This window comes from Petralouisia muris (genome assembly GCF_004793545.1).
Lineage (GTDB): Bacteria > Bacillota > Clostridia > Lachnospirales > Lachnospiraceae > Petralouisia > Petralouisia muris.
The window spans coordinates 22,022-46,616 of the sequence record NZ_SRYA01000030.1 but is presented as its reverse complement, the minus strand read 5'-3'; the positions used below and the strand labels follow the sequence as shown (position 1 = coordinate 46,616).

General features: G+C 44.9%; 28 protein-coding genes. 1 reads left to right on the top strand and 27 read right to left on the bottom strand.

Features of this window, described 5'->3' with window-relative positions; all coding sequences use genetic code 11:
- Positions 1–24: 24 nt before the first annotated feature.
- The 27 genes from E5329_RS15240 to E5329_RS15110 all read right to left on the bottom strand — a co-directional run bounded on the left by E5329_RS15240 (position 25) and on the right by E5329_RS15110 (position 23,952).
- Positions 25–2,493, bottom strand: coding sequence for a glycosyl hydrolase family 18 protein (locus E5329_RS15240; protein ID WP_330572199.1), 2,469 nt, complete (start codon positions 2,491–2,493; stop codon positions 25–27).
- Positions 2,490–3,071 (bottom strand): hypothetical protein, encoded by a 582-nt coding sequence (locus tag E5329_RS15235; protein WP_135990352.1) that lies wholly within the window; start codon positions 3,069–3,071, stop codon positions 2,490–2,492. Before E5329_RS15235 ends, E5329_RS15240 begins: the two co-directional genes overlap by 4 nt.
- 2 nt (positions 3,072–3,073) lie before the next feature.
- Complete coding sequence (locus E5329_RS15230; protein ID WP_135990351.1) at positions 3,074–3,274, bottom strand: hypothetical protein; 201 nt, start codon at positions 3,272–3,274, stop codon at positions 3,074–3,076.
- A 12-nt stretch (positions 3,275–3,286) separates the two neighbouring features.
- The gene (locus E5329_RS15225; RefSeq protein WP_135990350.1) at positions 3,287–5,830 is read right to left on the bottom strand and encodes a phage tail spike protein; all 2,544 of its coding nucleotides are present in this window, start codon (positions 5,828–5,830) and stop codon (positions 3,287–3,289) included.
- Positions 5,830–6,603, bottom strand: a complete 774-nt coding sequence (locus tag E5329_RS15220; protein ID WP_135990349.1) for a distal tail protein Dit — start codon at positions 6,601–6,603, stop codon at positions 5,830–5,832. The genes E5329_RS15225 and E5329_RS15220 overlap by 1 nt, the downstream gene beginning before the upstream one ends.
- Positions 6,604–6,617: 14 nt before the next feature.
- Positions 6,618–9,245 carry a phage tail tape measure protein gene (locus E5329_RS15215; RefSeq protein WP_135990348.1) on the bottom strand — a complete coding sequence of 876 codons (2,628 nt, stop codon included), beginning with the start codon at positions 9,243–9,245 and terminating at the stop codon, positions 6,618–6,620.
- 12 nt (positions 9,246–9,257) lie between these two features.
- Entirely contained in the window at positions 9,258–9,437 is a 180-nt protein-coding gene (locus tag E5329_RS15210) for a hypothetical protein (RefSeq protein ID WP_009320836.1), read from the bottom strand.
- The gene (locus E5329_RS15205; RefSeq protein ID WP_135990347.1) at positions 9,434–9,847 is read right to left on the bottom strand and encodes a hypothetical protein; all 414 of its coding nucleotides are present in this window, start codon (positions 9,845–9,847) and stop codon (positions 9,434–9,436) included. Before E5329_RS15205 ends, E5329_RS15210 begins: the two co-directional genes overlap by 4 nt.
- A 35-nt stretch (positions 9,848–9,882) precedes the next feature.
- Entirely contained in the window at positions 9,883–10,497 is a 615-nt protein-coding gene (locus E5329_RS15200) for a major tail protein (protein ID WP_021869605.1), read from the bottom strand.
- Positions 10,498–10,513: 16 nt separating this feature from the next.
- Entirely contained in the window at positions 10,514–10,867 is a 354-nt protein-coding gene (locus E5329_RS15195) for a hypothetical protein (protein WP_135990346.1), read from the bottom strand.
- Entirely contained in the window at positions 10,864–11,295 is a 432-nt protein-coding gene (locus E5329_RS15190; protein WP_135990345.1) for a hypothetical protein, read from the bottom strand. Before E5329_RS15190 ends, E5329_RS15195 begins: the two co-directional genes overlap by 4 nt.
- Entirely contained in the window at positions 11,295–11,609 is a 315-nt protein-coding gene (locus E5329_RS15185) for a phage head closure protein (RefSeq protein WP_135990344.1), read from the bottom strand. The genes E5329_RS15190 and E5329_RS15185 overlap by 1 nt, the downstream gene beginning before the upstream one ends.
- Complete coding sequence (locus E5329_RS15180) at positions 11,609–11,884, bottom strand: head-tail connector protein (RefSeq protein WP_021869609.1); 276 nt, start codon at positions 11,882–11,884, stop codon at positions 11,609–11,611. The genes E5329_RS15185 and E5329_RS15180 overlap by 1 nt, the downstream gene beginning before the upstream one ends.
- Positions 11,885–11,901: 17 nt before the next feature.
- Positions 11,902–13,098: a phage major capsid protein gene (locus E5329_RS15175; protein ID WP_135990343.1), complete on the bottom strand. Its 1,197-nt coding sequence runs from the start codon at positions 13,096–13,098 to the stop codon at positions 11,902–11,904.
- Between the two features lie 14 nt (positions 13,099–13,112).
- On the bottom strand, positions 13,113–13,829 hold the full coding sequence (locus E5329_RS15170) for a head maturation protease, ClpP-related (RefSeq protein WP_135990342.1): 717 nt from the start codon (positions 13,827–13,829) through the stop codon (positions 13,113–13,115).
- Complete coding sequence (locus tag E5329_RS15165; RefSeq protein ID WP_135990341.1) at positions 13,826–15,136, bottom strand: phage portal protein; 1,311 nt, start codon at positions 15,134–15,136, stop codon at positions 13,826–13,828. Before E5329_RS15165 ends, E5329_RS15170 begins: the two co-directional genes overlap by 4 nt.
- Positions 15,137–15,217: 81 nt before the next feature.
- Positions 15,218–16,765: a terminase large subunit gene (locus E5329_RS15160; RefSeq protein ID WP_135990340.1), complete on the bottom strand. Its 1,548-nt coding sequence runs from the start codon at positions 16,763–16,765 to the stop codon at positions 15,218–15,220.
- Positions 16,765–17,244, bottom strand: coding sequence for a phage terminase small subunit P27 family (locus E5329_RS15155; RefSeq protein WP_021869614.1), 480 nt, complete (start codon positions 17,242–17,244; stop codon positions 16,765–16,767). Before E5329_RS15155 ends, E5329_RS15160 begins: the two co-directional genes overlap by 1 nt.
- A gap of 73 nt (positions 17,245–17,317) precedes the next feature.
- Positions 17,318–17,494 carry a DUF5049 domain-containing protein gene (locus E5329_RS15150; RefSeq protein WP_135990339.1) on the bottom strand — a complete coding sequence of 59 codons (177 nt, stop codon included), beginning with the start codon at positions 17,492–17,494 and terminating at the stop codon, positions 17,318–17,320.
- A 2-nt stretch (positions 17,495–17,496) separates the two neighbouring features.
- The gene (locus E5329_RS15145) at positions 17,497–17,730 is read right to left on the bottom strand and encodes a DUF4314 domain-containing protein (RefSeq protein ID WP_135990366.1); all 234 of its coding nucleotides are present in this window, start codon (positions 17,728–17,730) and stop codon (positions 17,497–17,499) included.
- A gap of 1 nt (position 17,731) precedes the next feature.
- Complete coding sequence (locus E5329_RS15140; RefSeq protein ID WP_135990338.1) at positions 17,732–18,235, bottom strand: gamma-glutamylcyclotransferase family protein; 504 nt, start codon at positions 18,233–18,235, stop codon at positions 17,732–17,734.
- Positions 18,236–18,319: 84 nt separating this feature from the next.
- Positions 18,320–19,261 (bottom strand): amidoligase family protein, encoded by a 942-nt coding sequence (locus E5329_RS15135; RefSeq protein ID WP_135990337.1) that lies wholly within the window; start codon positions 19,259–19,261, stop codon positions 18,320–18,322.
- A 162-nt stretch (positions 19,262–19,423) separates the two neighbouring features.
- Positions 19,424–20,182 carry a phage terminase small subunit P27 family gene (locus E5329_RS15130; protein WP_135990336.1) on the bottom strand — a complete coding sequence of 253 codons (759 nt, stop codon included), beginning with the start codon at positions 20,180–20,182 and terminating at the stop codon, positions 19,424–19,426.
- Between the two features lie 72 nt (positions 20,183–20,254).
- Positions 20,255–21,649, bottom strand: a complete 1,395-nt coding sequence (gene dcm, locus E5329_RS15125) for a DNA (cytosine-5-)-methyltransferase (protein WP_021869619.1) — start codon at positions 21,647–21,649, stop codon at positions 20,255–20,257.
- Positions 21,627–22,892, bottom strand: coding sequence for a site-specific DNA-methyltransferase (locus E5329_RS15120; protein ID WP_135990335.1), 1,266 nt, complete (start codon positions 22,890–22,892; stop codon positions 21,627–21,629). The genes dcm and E5329_RS15120 overlap by 23 nt, the downstream gene beginning before the upstream one ends.
- Positions 22,858–23,319 carry an RNA polymerase subunit sigma-70 gene (locus E5329_RS15115; RefSeq protein ID WP_135990334.1) on the bottom strand — a complete coding sequence of 154 codons (462 nt, stop codon included), beginning with the start codon at positions 23,317–23,319 and terminating at the stop codon, positions 22,858–22,860. Before E5329_RS15115 ends, E5329_RS15120 begins: the two co-directional genes overlap by 35 nt.
- A gap of 279 nt (positions 23,320–23,598) precedes the next feature.
- The gene (locus tag E5329_RS15110) at positions 23,599–23,952 is read right to left on the bottom strand and encodes an HNH endonuclease (protein WP_135990333.1); all 354 of its coding nucleotides are present in this window, start codon (positions 23,950–23,952) and stop codon (positions 23,599–23,601) included.
- Positions 23,953–24,260: 308 nt separating this feature from the next.
- Here E5329_RS15110 and E5329_RS15105 point away from each other — a divergent pair, with 308 nt between their 5' ends.
- Positions 24,261–24,560, top strand: coding sequence for a hypothetical protein (locus E5329_RS15105; RefSeq protein ID WP_135990332.1), 300 nt, complete (start codon positions 24,261–24,263; stop codon positions 24,558–24,560).
- Positions 24,561–24,595: the final 35 nt, after the last annotated feature.

The window sequence follows — 24,595 nt, the reverse complement described above, 5'->3', positions numbered from 1 at the left end:
TCAAAAGGCTGTTTGATTCCAGAACTATATCTGATTCGGCATACTGTCCCATAACCTCATATCTTCCTGACCAAGACTCCATATTGCAATCCCTGACACGCCATAGGTGTATGCTGCTTCATTTGCCCAATAGACAATACTGTCCACATCGGAGTAATACATAATAGAAAAACCGTCCGCATCTCCAAGATACATCCTCGAAAGCCAGACATTCAAATCATGTGGTACTACCTTCATTTCATAATCGTTGCCACATTCCAGTGACATTTCATGGGAATGGAAAAAGTCGTAATCCATAGAAATATCCTGGCTTCTTGTGCTGATTTCCTCCACATCAGAATTAACACGGAACAATTCAAATTCATTATCCCATGAAATTCCGGTACGAGTACATCTTCCAAAAGTAGTCTGCCTTCCGTCTGGGAAGGTAATATCAAAACACTCATAAGGTTCATAATACCATGCATCACCCAGTCGCAAGAGGTCACACACCACTCCCTTCTCCGCCATGAATCCCACATATCCGGTTTCTGCAGTAATGGTTGCTGTAAACCTCAGTGTGTAGGCTGCACCGGAATATACCCTTACCTTATTTCCTCGTATTCTCATTTCCACGGTATATAGGCTTGGATCACTCCGTAAATCTGCATTTGAGGTCTTACTGAAAGAAGATGCATAACTGCCAAGTTTCTTACTTCCCTGATACAACTCCACACACTGGGTATCGTAATTTATACAGCAGAAGATGCTTCCAAGAAACACTCCTGCTTTACCGCCTCCCGATGATTTGAAGGCAAATCTCGCCCTCACATGGATTTCAGAAAATCCGGCATAATCCAGTGCCAGTTTTCCGCTGCCTTCCAGTTGCGAATACTTACGAACACGGTCAGAACTTTCATCTTTCCAAATCTTCCACGAACCGTCAAGCACTGTAAAATAGTTGGTAGGGATTTCTGAATAATCACAGAAATCTTCATACCATACAAGCGCACTTTCCGGCTTTCTGCGAAGCACCTCTGCAGTTACTTTAAAGGCTCTATCGGGCTGTACCATTTCTCCGGTCACATTCATGAATTTTCTTGGCTTCAATCCATAGTACACTTCCCCGGCAGTCGCTTTCTGTGAAAAATCCGAACATACCCGAAAGCCATAAAAAACCACTCCAGGCACCCCACCGGACACTGTAATGGTGTGCTTTCCTGCTGACAAGCTGACTCCACTTTTTAATATCCTCCAGAATTTCTTTCTCCAATATAAGAAATACAGCCTTGATTCCGACAGCATCTGACTGTCCCCATCAAGACTGATTCCGATGCTATTCTTATCCCATCTTGGATAGACTATCTCGACAGCCACATCATATATTCCTGCTGTTGGTACTTCAAATGTGTATTTCAGCACCGCTTCTTCATCCAAAACAGACGCATATTCTTCTCCAATGACTGCATTGCCTGAATAAGAATCTGGCACACCGTTCCTATCAACACTTATTGCTCCGAAAGTAACCTTCTGTTGCTTCAGATAAGTTGTGAGATATTTTCTGCCACTATAGGTTTCATGCTTTGTCGGCTCTGCTGTTTCCCTGCTCGTATCCCATCCTTCCATAAAGTCATATACATGAAGCAGTCCCCAAGGGACCATATCCGTCCAATCCCAATATGAAAAGAATGGAATAAATGGCTGTGGCGGTGCATCACCTGTATGATTATATAAGCCCTCCATCCAATATTTCGCAGCATAATAGGTAAGACTTGTTCCCCGATAGGTCGTACCAAGATTCTCCGTAGTATCGTATATCTGCCATCTCCATCCATATCCGGGAAGCCCCATCATGATTTTGTCCGGGTTCATTGCATTGGCAGCATAACTGTAGATGCCTTCAAGCCAGCTTCTCGGAGATACCGATCCCGGTGCTGAACCCGCCCAACTCATACCATAACTCATGATTGCTGCTGTGTCGCAGTATGCATCCAAATCGGCATACACGCACCAATTCTCGCCGCCAACTGAACCGCCAACACTGGTCATACCCGGAAGGCAGATATTTACATGAAGGTTTGCTCCCTTTGCTTTTACAGTAGAGTAAATCCGTGAGAACAGCGCATTTGCCTTTGTTCGGTTCGCCAACTCCCCTCCACGTTCCAAATCAATATCTATCCCGGAACACCACGGATATTTGTCAATAATTCTCACGATTTCTGAAATGAACGTATCCTGTGCACCATTCGTATTCTCCCTGAGTGCTGTAAAAATAGATGCAGTACCATGATTCATAATGGTCAGAAGCCATTTAATATGTGGCCATTTCTTTACATAAGGAAGGATGGTGTTGACCGCAGTTCCCGTCTCGCTGATTGTTCCATCTGCTGAAACTTCAAAGGTAAAAATACCAACATGAGACAGCTTATTTCCTTTTTCTCTTAACACCTGATGCATTCTCGTATTTCCCATGAATGTCCATGCCATGACATTTCGGTTACTTGCCCTTCTCACATCCGTTTTCCTCCAATCCCGTATGCCATCTCCTGAAAAGACATGCGCACAAGTGCTGACTTCCTGTCCTTTACTTTAATCTGGTGTTTACTGTCCCCTGCTGCCGAATAAGAATAAAATCCATCAGTCCTAATCCTGCTTCCATTCCTTGTTGCCACCCTTGCATCAGCATTAATTTCAACAATATCATCTTCCAAAAAAACGCTCTGCAGAGTCAGCTTGTGGCTTCCGTAATTATGAGCCACACTCATGTCTCCTGCTGCCATCGTATCTTTTGGAATGATGTGATAATTCAGTCCGGCTGATACTTCTCCGTCATTAGTGATCACTGCTGTAACACCGGAACGGACAATCCCATTAAAAAAGCGGACAGGTGTTATCTCCCCATCCACACGATTTTTCTGCAAAAGTTCCAGATTATTTACCACATACCCGGTCAGCCATTTACCTTCCTGAAACATGATATCTGTTATATAAAAGGTTCCGGTACAATTCTCTAAAATTACATTTACAGTAGCCTTTGCCACCTTCTTTTCTTCATGTGTATTGATTGTTCCGGCAAATCGAATAAACTCCATCCTCACACCTCCTGTGCATCAAAGGTGTACCTCTGCTCTGACACATGGGAAACCCATGCAGTTGCTACCGAACCACCCTGCAGCATAACATCCGTAAAACGCACGGTTCCTGTACAGTCCTGCACCACTACCCTTACCGTCAGTTTTTTCACTTTTTCTATTCCGGTAACACTGACCGCTCCTGCCGACCTCGTAAAATACATGGCTCATTCCTCCTAATACAACTCTACAAATCTTGTTTCTTCCGAACCATCCTCATATTCAATGATAAGTTCAATGCCAACCCTTCCATTTGCTCCCTTTTTCAGATTCTCGGTTGCGCTGCTTGCCGATACTGTGTAGCTGCTTCTGGTAGCCGGATATACTTCCTGCGACAGTGTTTTTGTGGTATTCAACGCTCCCACACACTTAAAACTTGCATTGCCGGAAGCACCGTTCTCTCCGTCTACATCAAAACCGGAATTTTGCCAATAGCTGAATCCGTCATCTGCTCTGGAATTCAACAAATGGTTGTTTACCACCAAATCCTTCATTTCCTGTCTGTCCAGCAAATCTGATGAGGAGAGGGTATCTGCTGCCTTCTCCCATGAAGCAGAAGAATCACCCAGTTCCTTTAATTTGGTGGAAAGCTCAATAACTGTCTTCCAAGGCTCCTGCACATTATAGTCCATGCGGATAATTCTGGTACTGATTCGGATTCCCAAGTCTTTGTCATCCACAGTTACCACATCACCAATACCAAAACTCTCATGCTCCCATCCTGTTAACACCGATAGATCCATTACCTGTATGACATAAGAAATGCTCGGTTTTGAATAATCAGCCAGTCTCATTTCGGTATATTCAAGCATCTGATAGGGATTCGTAAAAGAAGAACAATCCAGAGTAGATACTCTGATTTCGGATGAATATTCGGTATTCTCCACATATTCCTTTCCGTTATTGATACTTGCAAAGGTCATACCATCCGCACCGTAGGCATAAAGCCTTGTCACAAGGCTTCGGGTGTCTACAACTCTCTGTATGGATTTCATGTTTTTGCGGTAAGCAAACACAGCACCGCTGTTGCTGCCTGACTGTGTCAGCAGGCTGACCTGTTTATTTACATTGTCAAACTCCAAATCACCGCCATAAATGGACTGAATGGTACGAAGCATGGAAAGGGCATTTTTATCCGTGGACTGCCAGGAACGTTTCGTTGATACCGTTATTTTCCCAACACTCCATCCGGTTCCCTGCAGTGCATAAGCCATCGGCTTTTCTGCTGTTTCCGCTTCATATATCTGTTCACTTTTCTTTTCAGAATACGCAAGGTCATAAAACGCAGCTTCCGCATAAATGCTCGTTACCGTCTTTCCGTCCTCACCTTTATCATCCGTGACTGTTCGGATACGATAAATATCCTTAGTAATCTGCAGTTTCTTTTCATTATCAAGATATGACCGCTTCCCATCTTTGAATGGAATGGAAAATTCCAAATAGTCAGAACCATTCAATTCACTCGTAACAATAATGTCATAAGCATTTTCCAATACTGCTTCCCTGATACCGCTGTCACTTAACACCACCGGCCTTGCATATCCCAATTTAGAATAGGGAGCCTTTGGTGTTTCATATATCTGAATTGCACTCAGTTCCGGTGTCATAGAGGTATCTGTTGTAGAAAGCGTCATCTGTATCTGAATATATCTTAAATTTGGAGATTGTATCACTCCATCCGTTCCGACCGCTTCCCAATCTGAAAAAGATGCTTCTTCCAAAGAATCCGATGTTCTTGTCCTAACTTCCGAAATAGAAGTAATTCCTGCATCCACTGTACCTACAAGCTGTATCTTTCCCGCTCCGGCAAGACCACCTTCCCCAAGGTCTAAAATCCTTGTATAAAGAACACCGCTTTCTGCATATACTCCATCCGTCTGCTTTAAGGTTACACTTCCCGGATTTGATATGGCATCCACAGACGAGTCCACATCTGCACCATTTGCCAATAAGCCGGAAAGAAAGTGTGCTTCCAAATCAGCAATCGTCAGATCAGAATCCGTTTCGTAAAACCAGTCATCAAATCCTCCGGCAAAGTAGTAACTATCTGCATACATTCCCATGACGATATCTGCAGTACAGGAAGGGTTCAGTTCCCCGGTAAAAGAACGGATTTCTGTCTGAAACACATCCCCTGTGCTTCTGTCACAAACAAGGCTCTGTACGGTCTTTTTCTCCAAATCAATGACCGTTCCAATAAAATACGCACCATTATTTTTAAGCACCACTCCCATCGGCTCCGGTTCAATGACATCATGAATCAACGTACCGGAAGAATCATAAAGCATATTTCGCAATCTTCCTGAACGAAGGGAAATATAAAACAGAGGATTGCCTGGACCGCTTCTGGTACTGAAAATAGGTACAAATGTTGTCCCTACCGAATAAGTAGTCGGGTATATCCACCCTCCTGCCACTAACCTCTTTCCTAATGCTGTAAAAAAATCTCCCGTATTCGTTGCCCTAAGATGTGTTTTTTCCGTTGCCGGGTTTACTGTATTGAATCGAAAATATTTTCCCAGTTTTCCGTCACGGGTCGATGCTGTCGTTCCCGACCAGCCATTGATAGTAAAATTCCTCGCATAACCGGATGAATCGTGCAGAATTACATCATCACTGCTCGGTGAATCATTCATCTTCCACTGTGCCTGTGTATTGACTGTCTTACGAAATTCTCCCGTGAAATCCTCGGTTGCATTTACAAGCAGTTTTAATCCCATTACACCCACCTGCTCCTTCCCTGTATCGTAAGTCCCGTAAAGGTTGCACCACTTACAGAAACCAGAACCTCATTACCGCCAGGATTCAGTTCCGGGAACACCAACTCGTCAAGCTGTGAAAGAGCATTCCTCAAGGTTTCCCCGGTATTGGAATCCACAACTTTAGCCGTCAGCTTTGCCGTATCAAGCACAAAGGTTTCTCCTTCCGCAAGTTTTCCTTTCACCTGAACCAACTCTCCATTTACCTCGATATCCACATAAGAAGAAGTGCTGTCCATAATTGCATTTAACTCAAAAATCGGTTCAGATATGAGGTTTCCCTTCTGCCTGTTCACAGTGGTCTTGCCCTCTGCTACAATAGAAAACACCTCATCCTCCACGGCATAACCAAATGGATCAGGACAGATAAATTCTAAAGAAAACGTACCTGCTGTCCGTGATACCCTTTCCATGCTGATTTCCGTATTCAGTCTCGCCATAAAATATCTGTCCGGATATTCATCAAAAATCAATGGCTGAACCCCTCTATACGGATTCAGCCACCCATTAATTTCATCTATTCTATGTACCAGAGCAGAAAAGTCCTGCTCCGGGAACACGGAACATTCCACCGAAATGATACGCTCGGAATACTCCATTCCAAAATCCAGTATCCCTGACCTTCCCGGTATGCTTTCCGTATTATTTCTGAAAGCCGGAAGCATGGGATATCCCGTAATTCTTGCTTTCAGCTTTTTTTCCTTTGAATGAATCCCCTGAAATGAAAATCCCATGCTTCTCCTCCTTCTTAGGTGATTGGTATAATTCCCTGTGCCCTCGTTCCTGACTGCATCAGGTTATACAGTCCCTGTGATACCTTTCTGATATCATCCTCACTTCGTACTACCATCTGTGCCACACTCACAAGCGGGCCGGTATAAGTAATCACCGTTCCCCCACTTCCCGAACCGGAAGTCTGTGTATTTGCTCCTACCCTCGCATCTACATCAAAGTCTGTAGGAATGGCATTGTTAATATCTTTTGACACCTTATCCATTTCATCCGTGAAGCCCTCGCCAAGACCTTTGGCCATGTTGTCACCAATTTCGGCAAATACACGGGATGGTGAATGGATACCGAGCAGGCTCTTGATACCGCCAACGATATCCCCAACAAAACCGGAAATCTTGTTCTTTACCCACGAAATCATGGAAGAAACACCACTCCAAAGTCCTGTCACGATATTCTTTCCGACACTCACAATAGAGGTCGCAGCTTTTCCAATACCGGAAATAATGGCTGTCACGATTTGAGGTAAACTTGCCACCAACTGTGGTATCGCCTTAACCAATCCAACCGCCAGCTGAACCACCAATTTAACACCCATCTCAATAATCTTAGGCAGATTTGTGGTTATGAAATTGATGATGGACGAAATAATCTGAGGCAAAGCAGCCACCAATTTCGGCAGTGCATTCAGAAGTCCCTGGGCTAATCCGGTAATGATAGAAAAAGCGGCATCCAGAATTTTATCCATGTTGTTTAGCAAAGTGGTGCATATTAAAACCACCGCATCAACTATAGTTGGAATCAGCTGTGGCAGTGCCTCTCCGATTCCGGTTGCCAGTGTGACAATCATCTGAATCGCAGCCTCGACCAACTGTGGCAGATTCGCAAGAATTCCGTTGACTAATGTCAGTACCAACTGCAAAGCTCCCTCGGTTATCTGAGGAAGGGCGGCTATCAGTGAATTCAGAATGGTCAGTACAATATTAGTCGCAGACTCAATCAAAATCGGCAGATTTTCCAGAATCGCACCTCCGATAGAGGTCACGATATTAAGTCCTAACTCAAGGAACATCGGCATCTGCTCTGTGATAATGGCTGCCACGTCTCCTATGGCTGTTCCGATTGCCACACTTATCTGACTGAAATCTCCGTTTGCTTCATTGATTGCATTTCCCAGTGTGGAAAATACATCCGTTATTCCTGCGGACATCTGGCTTACCGTTGGAAGGAACACACCCTCGATGGAGCGTTTCGTTCCCTCCAATGCAGAATCCAAATCCGCATATTTTATTTCATTGATTTGCGACAGGGCATCATAGCTTGCAGCCGCCCCATCTTTCATCCCGGCAAGCACGGGAAGTACATTTGCCTGTAAATCTTCAAACTGTGTGCCGAACAGATTAACCGCAGCCGTGTTCTTTGCAATCGGGTCATCCATATTATTTAAGGCATTCACAACTTCGAAGAAGGCCTCCTCGGCACTCTCTCCTCCGGCAGCAAACCGTTTCGTCATTTCATCTGCATTCATCCCAAGTGCCTGAAATGCTTCTATAGTTGTATTGCTTCCGTCCTTTGCCCTTAAGTTAAATTCCTTAACGGCATCACCGACTTTATCAATGGAGAAAACACCTGCTTCTGCACCATTGATAAGTCCGGTAACAAACTGATCCGCTGACAATCCCAATGCGGAATACTGTGCGGAATATTCATTTAAGGTGTCGAGCAAATCCCCATTCTGGTCTGCACCGTTCTGTGCGCCGACTGCAATGATGTTATATGCTTCCTCTGCCGCCACACCAAAGTTCTTCATCAGTGCATTGGCGGCACGGGCCGATTCCTGAAGATCATATCCGAAGGTATCACGTAAAGCAAAACCGGACTCTGTGGCTTTCTGTAACTCATCCCCCACAAGTCCGGTTGTTTTCTGTACAACGGATAAACCCTCTGCTACATCCTCAAGGCTGTCACCGAAATTATTGGTATAGACCTTCTGTGCGATTGCACCAAGTTCTTCCAATTCCGTGCCTGTTGCTCCCGTGGATGCGGATATCTGATTGACCGCTTTGTTATATTCATCACCCAGTTTTACCAGTTCCACACTTGCTGCCACCACGGCAGCACCAATAGCAGCTGCCGCTGCTGCGATAGCCGTGCCGACTCCTGTGACAACAGAACCGACCTTTTCGAACTTACCAGATGAATCCTCTGCCACATCTCCGCTGTCTGAAAGTGATTCTGCAAAATCCTCCGTCTGTTCTTCTGCTTCCTCCATCTCCTGTCCCAGTCTGTCAATGGCATCCTCATTAGCTTTCAATTCAGACTCCATTTTATTCAAATCAGCCTGTGCATTGTTCAGCTGTATCTGCCAGCTTCTGGTTCGGCTGTCCGCTTCCCCAAAAGAAGATGAAGCATTCTCAAGTGCCGCCTGTAACGTCTGCACCTTATTTTTCTGTGCTTCTATCTCCTTTGTCAGCACACCGTTTCTTGCACTTAAGGACTGGATGGATTTATCGTTTTTATCAAATTGCGATGTGACAAGATTCATTTCTGAACCAAGCACCTTGAAAGCGGAGTTGATTTCCTTTAGGGCATTTTTAAACTCCTTCTCGCCCTCAACTCCCATCTTGACACCGAAACTCTCAGCCATCCAAACACCTCCTTAGATGCCTTCCGGTATGATATCCTCAATGAAAACCTCCCTCTTAGGCTTCGCAATTCCAAGAAACTGTTTGTGAAGTTCCCATTGATCCATGAGTTCGCCAAGCGGTGTCAAAAGCACTTCCTCTTCCGGTTTCCGTAACTGTGTTACTCCGATATACACGAACCGGGCAAAGCTCACTTCTGGTGGCTCTGCCCGGTCTGTGCGTTTCCCTTTTCATTTTTCTCCGGCATGGATTCCACATGACGCTTCGTGCCTTTTAACATTGCTGCCATGATTGCATCCTTATATTCTGCCAGTTCATACGGATTGGTAAGAAGTTCTATTTCATCTTCTGTAAGAAGCGGTTTCGGTTCATCCCTGTGCTGTAAATTATGGATGAGGATTTCCTGATTTGCCAGCAACGCAATCAGCCAAATAACCTCTCCCAACGATTCCTCCATCGTTGCATTCTTCAACAGCTTGTCACCGAGTTTCTCCAAACCGCCATACCGCTTGGTAATATCCTTTGTTGCTTTGGTGGTAAGAATCAGCTTGTGTTCCATACCACCGATTGTAATAACCTGACTTCTATCTTCTAAACTGTACATACTGCTTCTCCTTTCAAATCCCGGTTACCCGGCTCCTATGCATCCTCTTCCGATACATTTGACGCTTCAGTTGTATAAGCAGGCTCGTAAACCTCTTTATACCAACTTCCGATAGTTGTTGTATTTACACCGGAATCATCCTCACTGACCTCCGCTTTCCACGGATGTCTGCCCTTTCCGTCCACCTTATTTCTGCGCATTACCGTTCCTTCAATGCTTGGTGTCTGGAAGTTGATGGATTCTCCCTTTGTTTCCAGATTGGTAGCCGGAACCGCAAACTTCACACGGTATAACCAGAAATAACGGTATTTTCCGTTTGCCTTCTTTGCTCTGAAGCCGACTGCTACAGGCTTACCGTCATCTTCCGATGTGGAAACCAGTACACCATTGCTGTCAATCTCTGCACCTGTCAGTTCTGATGCTGCGGAAAGCCCGATGTCATCCACACCAAGTGTCAGTGTGCCGGAATTGAATTCCTTGATGATCTGTGCAATTCCGTCATCCGCATACAGCACTGCTTCTGCAAGTTCTACAGACAACTCCACAGAAATCGCTTTTGCAAGCTGCACCGGAGTACCATAGGTTTCCTCCTCGTTTTCATCCTCTGTAATAGGCGCATAAAATAATTTATCAAGACCGATGGTTGCCATTGGCAAATCCTCCTTCCTATTCGCTTATTCCCATTACTTCAAAAATGTAATGGTGGTATTTTGTTTCTTTTTCAAACTCCATATATTTTCTGGATGTAATCGTAATGTCTGCATCCAGGAGCCTTGTGGTAATCTCATCCCTCATCCTCAGATAATTTCCTTTACAGTAAAGTGCCAGTTCAACTTCCTCTGTCTCCACGATTGGTCGGTCATCTGCACATACAGGGAAATCATCCGTTCCGGGTATGATTACCAAAAAAGTATCCGGTTGTTGAGGTTTTCCTTCCTCATCATTAACCGGATGCTCCGAAACTGTCACTTTCAGTTTCATAGGTTCTAATGCCGTTATGATTCGGCTGTTCAGACTCATAATTTCTCCACCTCCGAATCCAATGCTTCCTGCATCTTTTTGATGCATTCCTTCTTCGCCTTTCTGCCGGCCGGCTTCGCCCACGGCTTGGCTGGCTGATTAGAACGACCATGTTCCAAAACAGCAGCTTTCAGTGGGTTGGGCACTCCTTTTCTGTCATAACCGATACAGCCCACCTTTATGTTCCAATTCCCATCTGCAGACTGGTAAGGTTTCGTAACAGACAGAGACTCAAGCAAATCACCTGTTGATTCCGATGGTTCTTTTGTCGCCTGACCAATAACGGAAGAAAGACTCTGTTTCGCAGCATCGTACAATGGCTTTACCCCTTCTTCCAATACCGCACTTGTGACTGCATCATAATGGCTGCCCAGTGCTTCCATCTTTCGTATGGTTTCTTCCGGCAGTTTGAATGTCATCTTTGCCATCACGCCACCTCCCTCGCCATAATGGTAAGCATTCCGCTCCGCTTATCTCCAAGCACGGACTCAATTTCAAAAATTCTGTCCCCGTGTTTTATTCTCATGGTAGATTTAATTCCTGAACGAAATCGGATGTATATTTTATTTGTGATTTCTGCAGTCTCTCTGTTGGAAGCCATATACTCTTTACCGGAAACGGGAGCGATGTCTGCCCATACCGTATGGACTGTCATCCACTCCCTTGTTTCAAACCCGTCTGCATCCTGTGTACTTTTATAATCCTGTATTTCTATGCGGTATCTCATCCTTCCGACCTGCATCAGAATTCCTCCTTCCGCACACTGTACAGCAGAAATTTAAGCATCCTAGTCAACTCATCAAAGTCTGCCTTTTCCCTGTTTTCATATAAATAGGTCACAGCATAACGAATTCCAACTTTCACAATCTCCGGCACTTCTTCCATTTCATCAAAATCTGTTCTTACAATATCCTGGCACAAACTTTCTGCTGTCTCCAAAAGCGTCTGAATGAGGGCATCCTCTTCCGTGCCATCCAAACGCAGATATAATTTTGCTTCATCCACGGTCACAAGCATACCCTCATCCCCCTATCTTACGCAGACTTCATGCCAAGCAGTTTCACAGTTTCAGGAAGAATCAACTTTCCATCCACTCTCTGGCTTGCAAGGAAACCGACCTGTCCTGTGGTTGCATAAAGTTCATTCAGACGCTTGAAGCTTCTGCCCTCACGGTCTGCAATCCAATAATATGAGAAATCACCAAATGCAAGAGGTGTAGCTCCTGCTGCCACTTCCGGTGCAAATGTGGAAGTGTAATAAGGACGGTTCAAAATCATATCCGGTACACCTACAGACACAGAAGGCTGCCAGATATAATTTCCATTAGAATCCTTTAACTTACGGAGTGCCTTAACTGTGGAATCATTCAAAATCCATTTAGCCTTCTTACGATAAGGAGCCTTTAAGGAATAGAACAGATCCATGACATCATCAAATGTGATGTTGGCTGTAGTAGTTGTAACACCAACTTCCCCACCTCCGGTAGCATTGAAAATACCGACAGGTTTTCCGGCACCGTCACCAACAAAGAATGCTTCCTCTTCCTTTGTGGAGATACGTCTTGCAAACTCTTTCACGATATACGCCTGAACGTCAAATACACTATCATTTAAAAGTTCATCCGATACTTTAATCATGGTAGCAAGTTTATATGCTCCGATGGATGTCTGGCCAAAGCTGTCATCAGATTCAGGGAACTGTCCATTCTCATCAATCCATGCTGCTTCGCCCTTACCCGTAACAATCGGAATCTTGCGGTCACCGCTGGAAGTTCTGATTACGGTTGCAAGGGAACGGAAGAAACTCTCCTCTTCCAATCCTTCCACCAATTTTCTTTCAAACTCATCCGGCACCAGATAACCGCCCTCGGCATCTTCCCCGATGGAAAGAGCGTTGTTGACATCGTAATAATTCTTCTTACGCATCGCATTCCAGAATGCGGTCTGGTATTCTGCAGATGCACGTCCGCTCCCCTTATCCCCCGGCTTCATACCCGGCTTATCCTTGATTGGTTCGGAAGTAGCCTTTGCCAGTTCCGCATCAATGGCAGCCTGTCTCTGCAATCTCTCGATTTCCTTACCGAGTGCCACCACATCCGCTTCCATTCTTTCGTAAGTCGCATTGTCCTCTGCAGAAATCAGACCATCGCTACCCCTTCTGGAATCCAAAAATGCCTTGGCAGTTTCCCATGCTTTCTTTCTCTTTTCCATTAATTCCAATACTGTACTCATATTCATTGCCCTCCTTATGGCTTTAACAGACTGAGCCTCTTTTCAAGCTCGCTAATGTTTACCTTTTTCTCCGGCTTTCCGGGAATCAGCTTATTAAAAAAGGAATTGGTAACAGCCGACCTTGAAAACAGGATGGCTTCCAATTCCTCTTCCTTTTCTTCTTCCTTTTCTTCCGGATTTTCCTCTTTCCCCTTATCAAAGAGGACTTCATCCGCAAACCCAAGTTCCACAGCTTTCTTTGCATTGAACCAGGACTCTGCGTCCATTAGATGTGAGATTTTCGTGCGGTTCAATCCGGTTTTGATTTCATAGGCATTCATAATGGATTCCTTGACTTCATCAAGCATCTCAATTGCCTTTTTCATCTCTGCTGTATCTCCAATGGCTATCGTAGCCGGGTTGTGGATCATCATCATTGCCACCGGACTCATCAGCACCTTTGTTCCTGCCATTGCAATCACGGAGGCTGCCGAAGCAGCAAGACCGTCAATCTTCACTGTCACGTTGCCTTTATAGTCCATCAGCATGTTGTAGATTTGGGCAGCTGCAAACACATCACCGCCCGGACTGTTTATCCATACGGTAATATCCCCTTCGCCGGATAACAGTTCGTCCTTAAATAACTTAGGAGTAACCTCATCCCCGTACCATGTTTCATCTGAGATTTCCCCATTTAAAAAGAGGTTTCTTTCCCCCTCATTTCTGACCCAGTTCCAAAACTTTCGTTTCATCGTAGACCTCCTCTGTTTCTATTGTCTGGTGGTTGCTGCGGTTCGCTTTCCTCTGATGTACTTTCTGTTCCCTCTTTAGCAAATGCTCCTGCATCCTTCAGCTTCGTCATCGCACCGTTCACAAGATACAGATTGCCACCTTCCTCTTCCGGTAATGGATTCATATCTTCCATTTCACGGATATCGTTGGTTGACAGCCAGCCATTCTGTCTGCCGATGGCGTAACCATTCATTCGGCTCTGATAATCTCCACGGAGCAGACCGTCCACATTCAGCTTTATAAAAAACTCTTTTTTCTCTTCCGGCAGAAAAAGGGATTTTTTAAGTGCCTGTTCCCATCGGATTACCCACGGGTCAAGTGTGTATTTCACAAACTCCAATGACTGCTGCTCAATATTAGAAAAACTGCTTTTTTCCAAATCACCGACCATATGTGGCGGTATCCGAAACAGCCTTGCAATTTCGTTAATCTGAAACTTTCTTGTTTCCAGGAACTGCGCCTCCTCCGGCGGGATACCTATCTGCTGATATTTCATCCCTTCCTCAAGTACGGCAATCTTGTGGGCATTGGTCGTTCCACGATACACTGCATTCCAAGAATCCCTTACCTTTGTCGGGTCTTTCAACACACCCGGATGCTCCAACACACCACCGGGATTTGCACCATTGGCAAAAAAACTGGCACCGTATTCCTCACAGGCCATTGTCATACCGACAGCATTCCTTGCCATTGCAATAGGCGAGTAACCGATAAGACCATCAAATCCAAGTCCGGGAATATGAAGCACATCCTCCTGCCTTAAGGTGATATCTCCCATCTTTTTCATGTTGGGATTCTCATCTGTATAACGGGAATACACATAATACAGCACTCCATTACTGTCCCTCTCCACACTCATCTTATTTGGAAGAAGCGGATACAGAGAAAGCACCTCGCCTTTCCCGTTTCGTATGATCTGTGCATATGCATTTCCCCAAATTAAAAGATGACTCATCAGTGTTTCTCTGAACACGAATGAAGTCATCTCTGGGTTTGGCTCATCATGGAGCAGCGTATACAGCGGATGGTCACAAACCATTTCCTTCCCACCGTCTTTGTATCGATATACATGAATCGGAAGTGATGCGATTGCTTCTGACAAAATCCTCACACATGCATAAACTGCAGTAGTCTGCATAGCAGTCATTTCATTGACGCTCTTTCCGCTGGTGCTTCGTCCGAAATTGAATGTATACTCACCATTGCTGTAATTCCGTACAGGCTTATCCCTCGCCTGACCGAAACCAAACAAACTTTTTATTCCCATCTGCTATCCCTCCAATGCCTGATTGATTGCTTCCCTTATGAGAAGGAAGCCTAATATGCTGACCAAAATCATGTCATCCTCCTAAAACACCAGAATTCCTCTGGCATCGTACACACTGCCATCACTTCCCTGATTACGGATTGCACGGTCAAGTGCCATGACGGTTGCTACTGCAGCATCGATTTTCTCTGTGGATTTTTCTTTATCCATTTTGATATTTCCGGCAGGGTCTTGTCTGACATACACGTTGTCCATCATCCAACGGAGAACCTTATGCCCACCGTGGGCAATTCGCTCCTCAAGTGTCAGCTTCATAAGTTCCTTTGTTGGCGGACTCATATCCTTGTACCCCTGTCCGAAAGGAACAACGGTAAATCCCATTCCTTCCAAATCCTGTACCATCTGTGTTGCGCCCCAACGGTCGAAAGCAATTTCTTTTATGTGGTACTTCGTTCCAAGTTCCTCTATAAATTTCTCTATAAAACCATAATGAATGACATTTCCTTCCGTGGTTTCAAGACAGCCTTCTGCTGCCCACACATCATAAGGAACATGGTCCCTTCTGACACGGAGTCTCATGTTATCTTCTGGTATCCAGCAGTATGGTAAAATGATGTATTTTTCTTCATCATTTCTTGGTGGAAACACAAGCACAAATGCCGTGATATCTGATGTACTTGAAAGGTCTAAACCGCCATAGCAGGTTCTTCCGATAAGTTCCTCCTCATTTACGGGGAATGCACACGCATCCCATTTATCCATCTGCATCCAACGAGTGGACTGTTTTACCCATTGGTTTAATCGAAGCTGCCGGAAGATATTTTCTTCTGCAGCATTTTCCCTTGCACTGATGTAAGCATTTCGAACCTTTTCAATATCGATGGTTTCTCCAAGGGAAGGATTGGCTTTATACCATGTGGCTTCGCTCGTCCAGTCATCCTCATCGGATGCACCATAAATCACGGGATAGAATGTCGGATCAATTTTCCTGCCTTCTATAATGTCAACAGCTTTTTGGTGCTGTTCAAAGCAAATCGAATTTCTGTCTGTTCCGGCTGTAGTAATCAGAAAATATAAAGGCTGTGTTCTGGCATCACCGGAGCCTTTTGTCATAACGTCAAAAAGTTCTCTGTTCGGCTGTGCATGAAGTTCATCAAAAATAACAGCGTGTACGTTCAGACCATGCTTGGTATATGCTTCGGCTGATAACACCTGATAAAAGCTGTTGGTCGGCTTATACACAAGCCTTTTAACCGACATCACTGGTTTAATCCTCTTTTTCAGAGCAGGACACTGATCTACCATATCCACAGCCACATCAAATACAATCGATGCCTGTTGGCGGTCGGAAGCACAGCCATACACTTCTGCTCCCCATTCCCAGTCACCGCAGGTCATATATAATGCAATGGCAGCCGCCAGTTCCGACTTTCCATTTTTCTTCGGAATCTCACAGTAGCAGGTATTATACTGCCTGTAGCCATTTTCCTTAACCGTACCAAATAATGTGCGGATAATCTCATCCTGCCATGAGAGAAGTTCAAACGGAACTCCCCTCCATTTCCCTTTGGTGTGCTTCAGACAATTGATAAAGTTGACCGCATGATCCGCTTTTGACACATCATACATTATCTGCCACCTCCCTTAATCAAGAGAAGTTCCATCTCATCACTTTCTTTGTCCTCAGCTGTATCTGCAACAATTCTGCTTCTCGCAGAAGGAGTAAGTCCGAACTGCTCACAAAATTTATTCATAATCTTAAGATAGGTCTGTGCAATGGATACCTGTGGCACCTGCTGCCAATAGCCACTCGGAGTCTTCACAATCGTTCCATGCTGCGTGATAAATTCCTCTGCTTCTTTCCACCTCGCATATGCCTGACAGTATCCGGCAAAGGCAGCCATATCAATCTCCGTGAGAATCCCCAACTGCTCCAGCTGCTTGCTCATCCTCTTCCATTCTTTTTTCGCTTCATCCTCAAGCCATGACGGACAGCGTGGTGCTTTCTTTTCAGGCTTCGGTTCGGCCGTATTAAGGCTTCTCTTGCCCGGATTGCCCTCCAACACCTTTACTGCCGTAGGCTTTGGCTTACGTCCTCTCTGTGCCACTGTCCTCACCTCCGTTTCATGGCATCAAAAAAAGGACTCCCGTAGGAATCCTTTGATGTATAAATTGGTTATATTAACACTCGCCTGTTAGTATGAATTTTGCATAATCTCCCTTGTATTCCTCAATGAAAATCACAAGTTCATAAAACTTCATCTCGTTTGCAATTATCTGAACCCTATTGGTGTCAAACATATTAGTCCGCCCCGTAGCCCTGACAGCAAGTATCTGCTCCTTTATTTTTTCTGTCATTACTATACCTCATCAACCGAAATTTTTCTGCATCGGTCTTCTCCATAAACTACATGGAGACTGCTGCCATTATCCCATTTAACCATTATGGAGCCTGTGTCATCCACACCCCTTACTGTTCCTTCCGTTCCAATTGGAGGTGCTTGCATATCATCCATCCGCTCAAGAACCACACGGCATCCTTTAGGATACTCATTCCGCACCTTCTCCACTTCTTCTCTGCTTGGAAATCTCATGCTACTCATAATAATATCCGACCTCCTTCAATAAATGCTGTCCGACTCTTTTTCCAACGCTGTCGTAAAGAGCCTGTTCAAGAACTGCCTGTTTAAATCCAAATCGGCAGTACCCCTCAAGGCAAATATCATAATAATGATTTGTCGGGCATCCGAGCGGTCTGTCCTCATGCATGATATAAATAATTGCTTCCATTCCACCATTTACCTTCTCGTCAATAAAGGATTGTATTTCCACCCTCATCGTTTTCTTGTAATAAAATGATGGGTAACCTTCGTAGCGGTCGAGGTGATGTTCATCCCTTTCACTAATCCGCCAAACCAAAACCGGAACCGTACTTCCCTTCTTTGGCTCAACCGTCAGATAACTTCCTGATTGGCTTCCTTTGAAAAGAAGCTGATAATCCTTAAGTTCTGCTGTCCCCACATACACTGCATCGGGACATCTCTGTGCCATTTGTGCCATTGACAGGTTGCTGCCATAGGCTAAATAATATTTATTCATATTCGTCCATCCTTTCTGAAGGGTTCTTCCCTTCTACCACCTTAAGACCGCCGAAGCGGTCGGTGGGCCTCAAAGCTGAATCCTTCAAGCTGCTCTGCCGTGTCTGAAGGCTGTATCCCCTTCAAGGTTTTTGGTAAGGATGTCTCTTGCTGTTGCAAATTCATCTCCGATGAAGCCGAGTCTCAAAAGCCATGTTCTCATTGCGTATTTTGGATTCTCAACCTGTGGCTGTTTCGGGCTGGCACTCGCTACCATTTTCGCCATCTGGCTGAGTGCGAGGCAAAGCTGTATGTAACTCTTAAGTTCTCCTGCGTGTAAACCGCCCTTTCTTCCGTTGCCAGCATTGGCAAATTGGAAGCATCTGAACTCGATGGTCTTATGTGTGAAGCAAGCGTGGTAATTCAGCATTCTGTATCTTGAATCGTTGTAATGCTGATTTCTGCTGCCCCATACTCCTTCGTACCAAATGTCTGCAAGCTGTTCCATTGTCTTTGGCTTTCTTCTGTTCAGCCTTTCAAGGAAAGAAGGGTCAACTGTTCTGCAGTATCTGTTGATTCTGTTTCGGTCAAGTCTCATTGCGGAAATCAAAAGGCTTTCGTGGCTTGCCATGATGTTCGCAAGGTTTCTGAGGCTCTTTGGAGTGTGGCCATTCAGTCCGATGTGAATGTGTACTCCGCACATATGGGCAGGGTCGCTTTTTGCTCCATTATGTCTCAGCTGTCTTAAAATCTCCTGCAAATCCGGAATGTCCTCGTAGGTAAGAATCGGTGTTCCAAGTTCTGCCTTCTCGTCATCGGAAGCTGCCTGAATACTTGAATCTCTTGTGATTTTCCATTCTCTTCCCTTATTGTCCTTACATGCCCATGCGCTGTAGCTTCCTCCGATGTACTTTACCGTTTCTTCGGTATGAAAATACTCCGCAATGGTTCTCGCTGCCTTTTCTCTTGTGATGTTGTACATCTCCACCTCAACCCCAATGGTCTGCTTTTTCATTTTCTCAATCTGGATTCTTGTTTTTTCGTTCATTCTATGTACCTTCCTTTCGGCTGTTTGTTTTCCCTTTCGGTAGGTACATATTCGCTCTAAAAGCACATATTATCCAGTTAATTCGGAGGCATAATGTACACAAATATTTACTGCTCATATCCATATGAAATTGTGTATTTTATGGCAAAATCCACCCCTCTTCTATTCAGCAGATTCGGTGGATTTCTTACTGTTTCGTTCTTTCCATTTTTCCTTATCTTCCTCAGTTCGGAATGCGGTATGCCCTTTCAGTCTGGAAAGAAATACCTTTCTAGTGTCCTTTCCGTCCTTACCTCCAAGACCGATTCTGACAAGCCAGACTCTCATGTAATATTTTTCATTTTCTTCGATGGTAGCCTTTGGACTTACTCTCTTTGCTTCCTTTGCCGTCTTTGCCATGCAAGCTGCCAATTCAGCATAGGATCTCGCTTCATCCTCGTTCAGCGGAAATCCGCAGAAAAATATTCTGTCCTCCCCAAAGGCAAGCCCCTCTATACTTTCTTCTTCCGCAATCTGTATCACTTTCTCAAGCGATATGTTTTCTTCCGCATCCAATCTCTCTACCAGCTTATCGGAAATTCTGAACACCTTTTTTCCGACTGCTTTTTCCAAAAGGTACTGTTTGCTGTGAATCATGTAAATGAGGTTTTTAATACCCTCTGCTGTGAATCCCTCTATCGGAATCCCAATGTTAAGTCTGTCTGTTTCGCCTTCAGCAAGACCTCTCGCTACTAATTCATTCTGCATGGTAAGTGCTGCCTCCTCGGATTCGTGTTCCACGTTGCCATCACGATCCACTGTATACTCCCCGACCTTGTATCCAAAGGATGGTGGTCCCTGATATTTTGCTTTTACATTAAGGATTTCCTCCATCGCTTTTACAACATCTTTTCTGTTTTCTGCTGTTGTTTTTACCTTCATTTGCTTTTCCTCCATTCAATTTGGTACTACATATATCACTCTGAATGGAGGAAATAGCAAGTTATTTATTCACTAATTTTCCCGTGATTCCGGCAGTGACATTGCCACCGCAAATGCCACAGTAGCGGTCACCGCATTCCCTGCCTGTTTGTAAAGCTGTGCATCTGAATTAACAGATGCCGCTTTATCAAATAAAACATCTGGGAAACCTTGCAGACGGAAACACTCTCTCGGAGTGAGCCTGCGGATTCTTCCGCACTTCATAAGAGTCCCCATTTGCCCGGAGCAATCTAATGTCTGGGAACAGCCTTTTCCAACCCTTCCCCTTCTGGTATCGCTCTCAGGATATGCAAGGCTGATACCATCACCAACGTGTGCTTCGTCATACCCCTGTTTTGTACCATTTCTGACACGGAGCATGGTTTCCTCATTCTGCTGCACTTTCTCACACACAAACACGCCATGTCTGTCCTGTGAGGTAAGCGTAAACATCGGCTCTCCATCTTCTTTCATCCGTCTGCCATTCTGCCTTTTCTCCATACGTTCCGGTGTCAGAACCGGATGCACTTCCATAACCGCAGAATTCATTGCAGTATGATTTACCATCCCGGAAGTATACCTTGCAGTTATGCATCTGGCATTTTCCGTCAGCTTTGGAGCATGGTTGCTCTGATCAATAAATATCCTTGTGCCACAGCCCTTGTTTACAGTAACCGTTGGTGCAATTCCGTCTTCGTGATAGACATTTCCACCCTGACCGTGACCACTCGGATTCAGATTACCCATAAGATACAAGCCAGTCTTGGCACCTACACCTCCGGCATTTCCAACGAGGGTAGCTGATATGCCATCCGTGCCATATACACGGTATCCCTGCATCCCACCTACAAGTTGGTTAAGAGTTGCTGCGTTTTCTCCGCAGAGAGGTAATATTTCTCGTCCACCTCGGCTTCTAAGATTTGCGATAATGAACACACGCTCCCTGTTTTGGGGGACTCCGAAGTCTTTTGAATTAAGCACCTGCCACCGACAGTCATACCCCGCTTCGTCCATTTCAGACAGAACGCTGGCAAAGTCGAAGCCTGAATTAATTGATAACAGGTTCTTAACGTTCTCAACAAGAAGGTATGTGGGCTTATCACTTTCTTCTTTGCCTTTGATGAGGTCAATAATGTTGTAATATATCCCACTTCGCTCTCCGACAAGTCCCCGCTGTTTTCCTGCAACGGAGATATCCTGGCATGGGAATCCGAAACACCAGATGTCTGCATAGGGGACATCTTCTGATTTAAGTTTTGTGACATCATCTGCTTTCCACTCTCCTTCCGTGTCGTACATTGCTTCATAGGAAGCCCTCGCAAATCTGTCATATTCACAATAACCGATACACTTATGGCCGGCAGATTCCAGACCAAGTCTGAAACCGCCTATGCCTGAACATAAATCAAGGAAGGTCAGCTGTTGCATTGGCTTCACCTTCCTTCCCTAAATCCCTATATGAAATTTTCACATTATTTCTAATAACAAAAACTTCATCCGCAGAGCCTTTCATCTCCATATAGCGGTTGACGATGACATCCACAAACTTCTCTTCCAGTTCCACACCATAACAAATACGCCCTGTCTGCTCACAAGCCATAAGTGTCGAACCGGAACCAAGAAACGGGTCCAGAACAACACATCCCATCATGGAAGAATTCTGTACCGGGTATGCCATCAGAGCAATCGGCTTCATAGTCGGATGGTCTTTGGATGCCTTCGGACGGTCATATTCCCAAATGGTGGTCTGCTTCCTGTCGGAATACCACTGATGCTTACCGCCTTTCTTCCATCCGAACAGACACGGTTCATGCTGCCACTGATAAGGACTGCGTCCAAGCACCAGTGCATTCTTTTTCCAAATACAGCATCCCGATAACTTGAACCCAGCATCCGCAAACGCCTTTCTGAAATTCAGTCCCTCGGTATCAGCATGGAATACATAGATGGAAGCATCGTCCTCCATGTTCTGTTCCATATTCACAAAGGCAGCAAAAAGGAATCTGTAAAAATCCTCATCTGCCATATTGTCATTCTTAATCTTTCCGGCAGTCTCCTCCACATCTACATTGTATGGTGGATCTGTCAGAACCAGATTTGCTTTCTTGCCATCCATAAGGATGTTGTATGTTTCCGGTAAAATAGAATCGCCACAGATAACACGGTGTTTGCCCAAGAGCCACACATCACCTGTCCGTGCCACTGTTGGTTTTTTCAATTCCGCTTCTACATCGAAATCATCTTCTTTTACCTTTTTGTCATGCACCTTTGAAAATAGCTGTTCAATCTCCGGCGGTTCAAATCCTGTAAACCCTACATCAAAATCTGAGTCCTGCAAGTCCTGAATCAAATCCGCCAACAGTTCCTGATTCCATTCGCCTGAAATCTTATTCAACGCAATGTTGAGTGCCTTTTCCTGAGTTTTACTGACTTCCACAATCGCACACGGTACTTCCGTATAACCAAGTGCAGCTGCCACTGTTACCCTCTGGTGACCTCCGATAATTGTCATATCGGAATTAACCACTACAGGGTCAGCAAATCCAAATTCTTCAATGGAATGCTTAATCTTTTCATACTCCTTGTCCCCCGGCTTTAATTTTTTACGGGGATTGTACTCTGCCGGATTTAAGTCCTTAATCGGCAGAACCGATAGCTTCGCTGTCTTCATCTTCTACCTCCCAAAATCTTGCTTTGATGTAGCAGTCATGACTGCAATACTTCCTTTTCCTGTTACCGTAGCTTAAGAACTCTTTACCGCAACGCACACACACCGCATGGTACATGGCACTTTCTTTTCTGTTGATTCGTTCCGGATGTCCTTTCCACCATTCCCGTCTGCATTTATCCGAGCAGAACTTCTTTGGTCTTCCGGTATCCGGCTGTTTCATTACCTTACTGCAGTACAGACAAGCTTTCCCAAGCATGACCTGTTCCTGTATGTTTTTTGTCAGTGCCGAACCATAGCCGGAAAGCCCTCTGCTTTTACAGAAGTTCCTCACGATATCACGGGACAGCCCTACCATCAGAGCAATGGAACGGTAACCAATCCCCTGCTCCCTCTTTTCCCTTATCTGCTTTGCCTGCTGCTCCGTCATATCCTTTCACATCCTTCCATTCAAACGGGCATAAAAAATGGGTAAAAAAGCACCTCTTTTTGCGCCTTTTTACCCATTAAAAACACGGTTTATCTATACTTTTTATCGAAACTCTCTGACGGATTTCCCTTGCATTTAAACACATTCTGCGAAAAATATTGCACCGCCGGACTATCCCCCCTGCTTAATTCTGCGAAAATTCACGTTTGAGGGGGCGGCGGTCAATCCTGCACAGGATTGTGGAGATTTGATACCCCCACCCTTGTGTATGATACACAATCAATATTTATATTCCTGATACCTGTCCTCGGTCATTGTCTTCACATCATGGTGGTGCTTGCAAAGCGGCTGCCAGTTCCTCTCATCCCAAAACAAAATCGGATCACCCCGATGCGGTTTGATGTGGTCAACTACAGTCGCTTTTACAAGCCTTCCTTCCCTCTGACACTGAACACAAAGAGGATGGCATTTAAGAAACCTTTCTCTTGCCTTTCTCCACTTACTGTCATACCCTCGCACTGCTGAATCCCTTCGCTCCTGCCCATGCAGTAAAGCGTGTTCTTCACAGTACATTCCCTCCACCAGCTCCGGACAGCCGGGATGCTTACACGGTTTCTTTGGTTTCCTTGGCATAGCACCACGCTCCTTTCTTATGTACCGGGTACGGTGAAAGGATAAAGCCCGTACCCATACCAATGTAAAAGACAGAAAAAAAGACCAAACCTCACAGGGTTCAGTCCACCTCTAATCTTTCACGCCTACAATATACCACGAAAAATACTCCATGTCAGTACACCGGACGGTACACACTTAGTACACCTTTAGTACACCACCGAAGCAGCAAAAGGGGGTAACTTTTAAATATTCGGTAATGCTATCTTTATGGTTGATAACTTACCAATTCAGAGTTAATATGACCTCATGGTGAAAGGAGCGATTACATGGATAACAAATCCGTACTTTATCAACTGATGGATACCCGAATGGGAGAAGCATTGCACAAGATTACAAAAGAGGATACTGCGTTTATGCAGACAAAAGAAAAAGCAGATGAATATGCTGCCAAACTGGCATCTCTTAATCTGCCGGAAGAAACGATGCGTTTAATCGACCAGTATGTCAATGAACGCAGTGCCAATTGGGTACGCTATGGAGAACTTGCCTATATGCTCGGCTTTTCAGACTGCAAAGAACTGCTTCTTGGCTCCTGCCATATTCCAGAAATGAAAGATGAAGATTAACGAAACAAACTGTTGCATAATTTAAGGGTGGGACA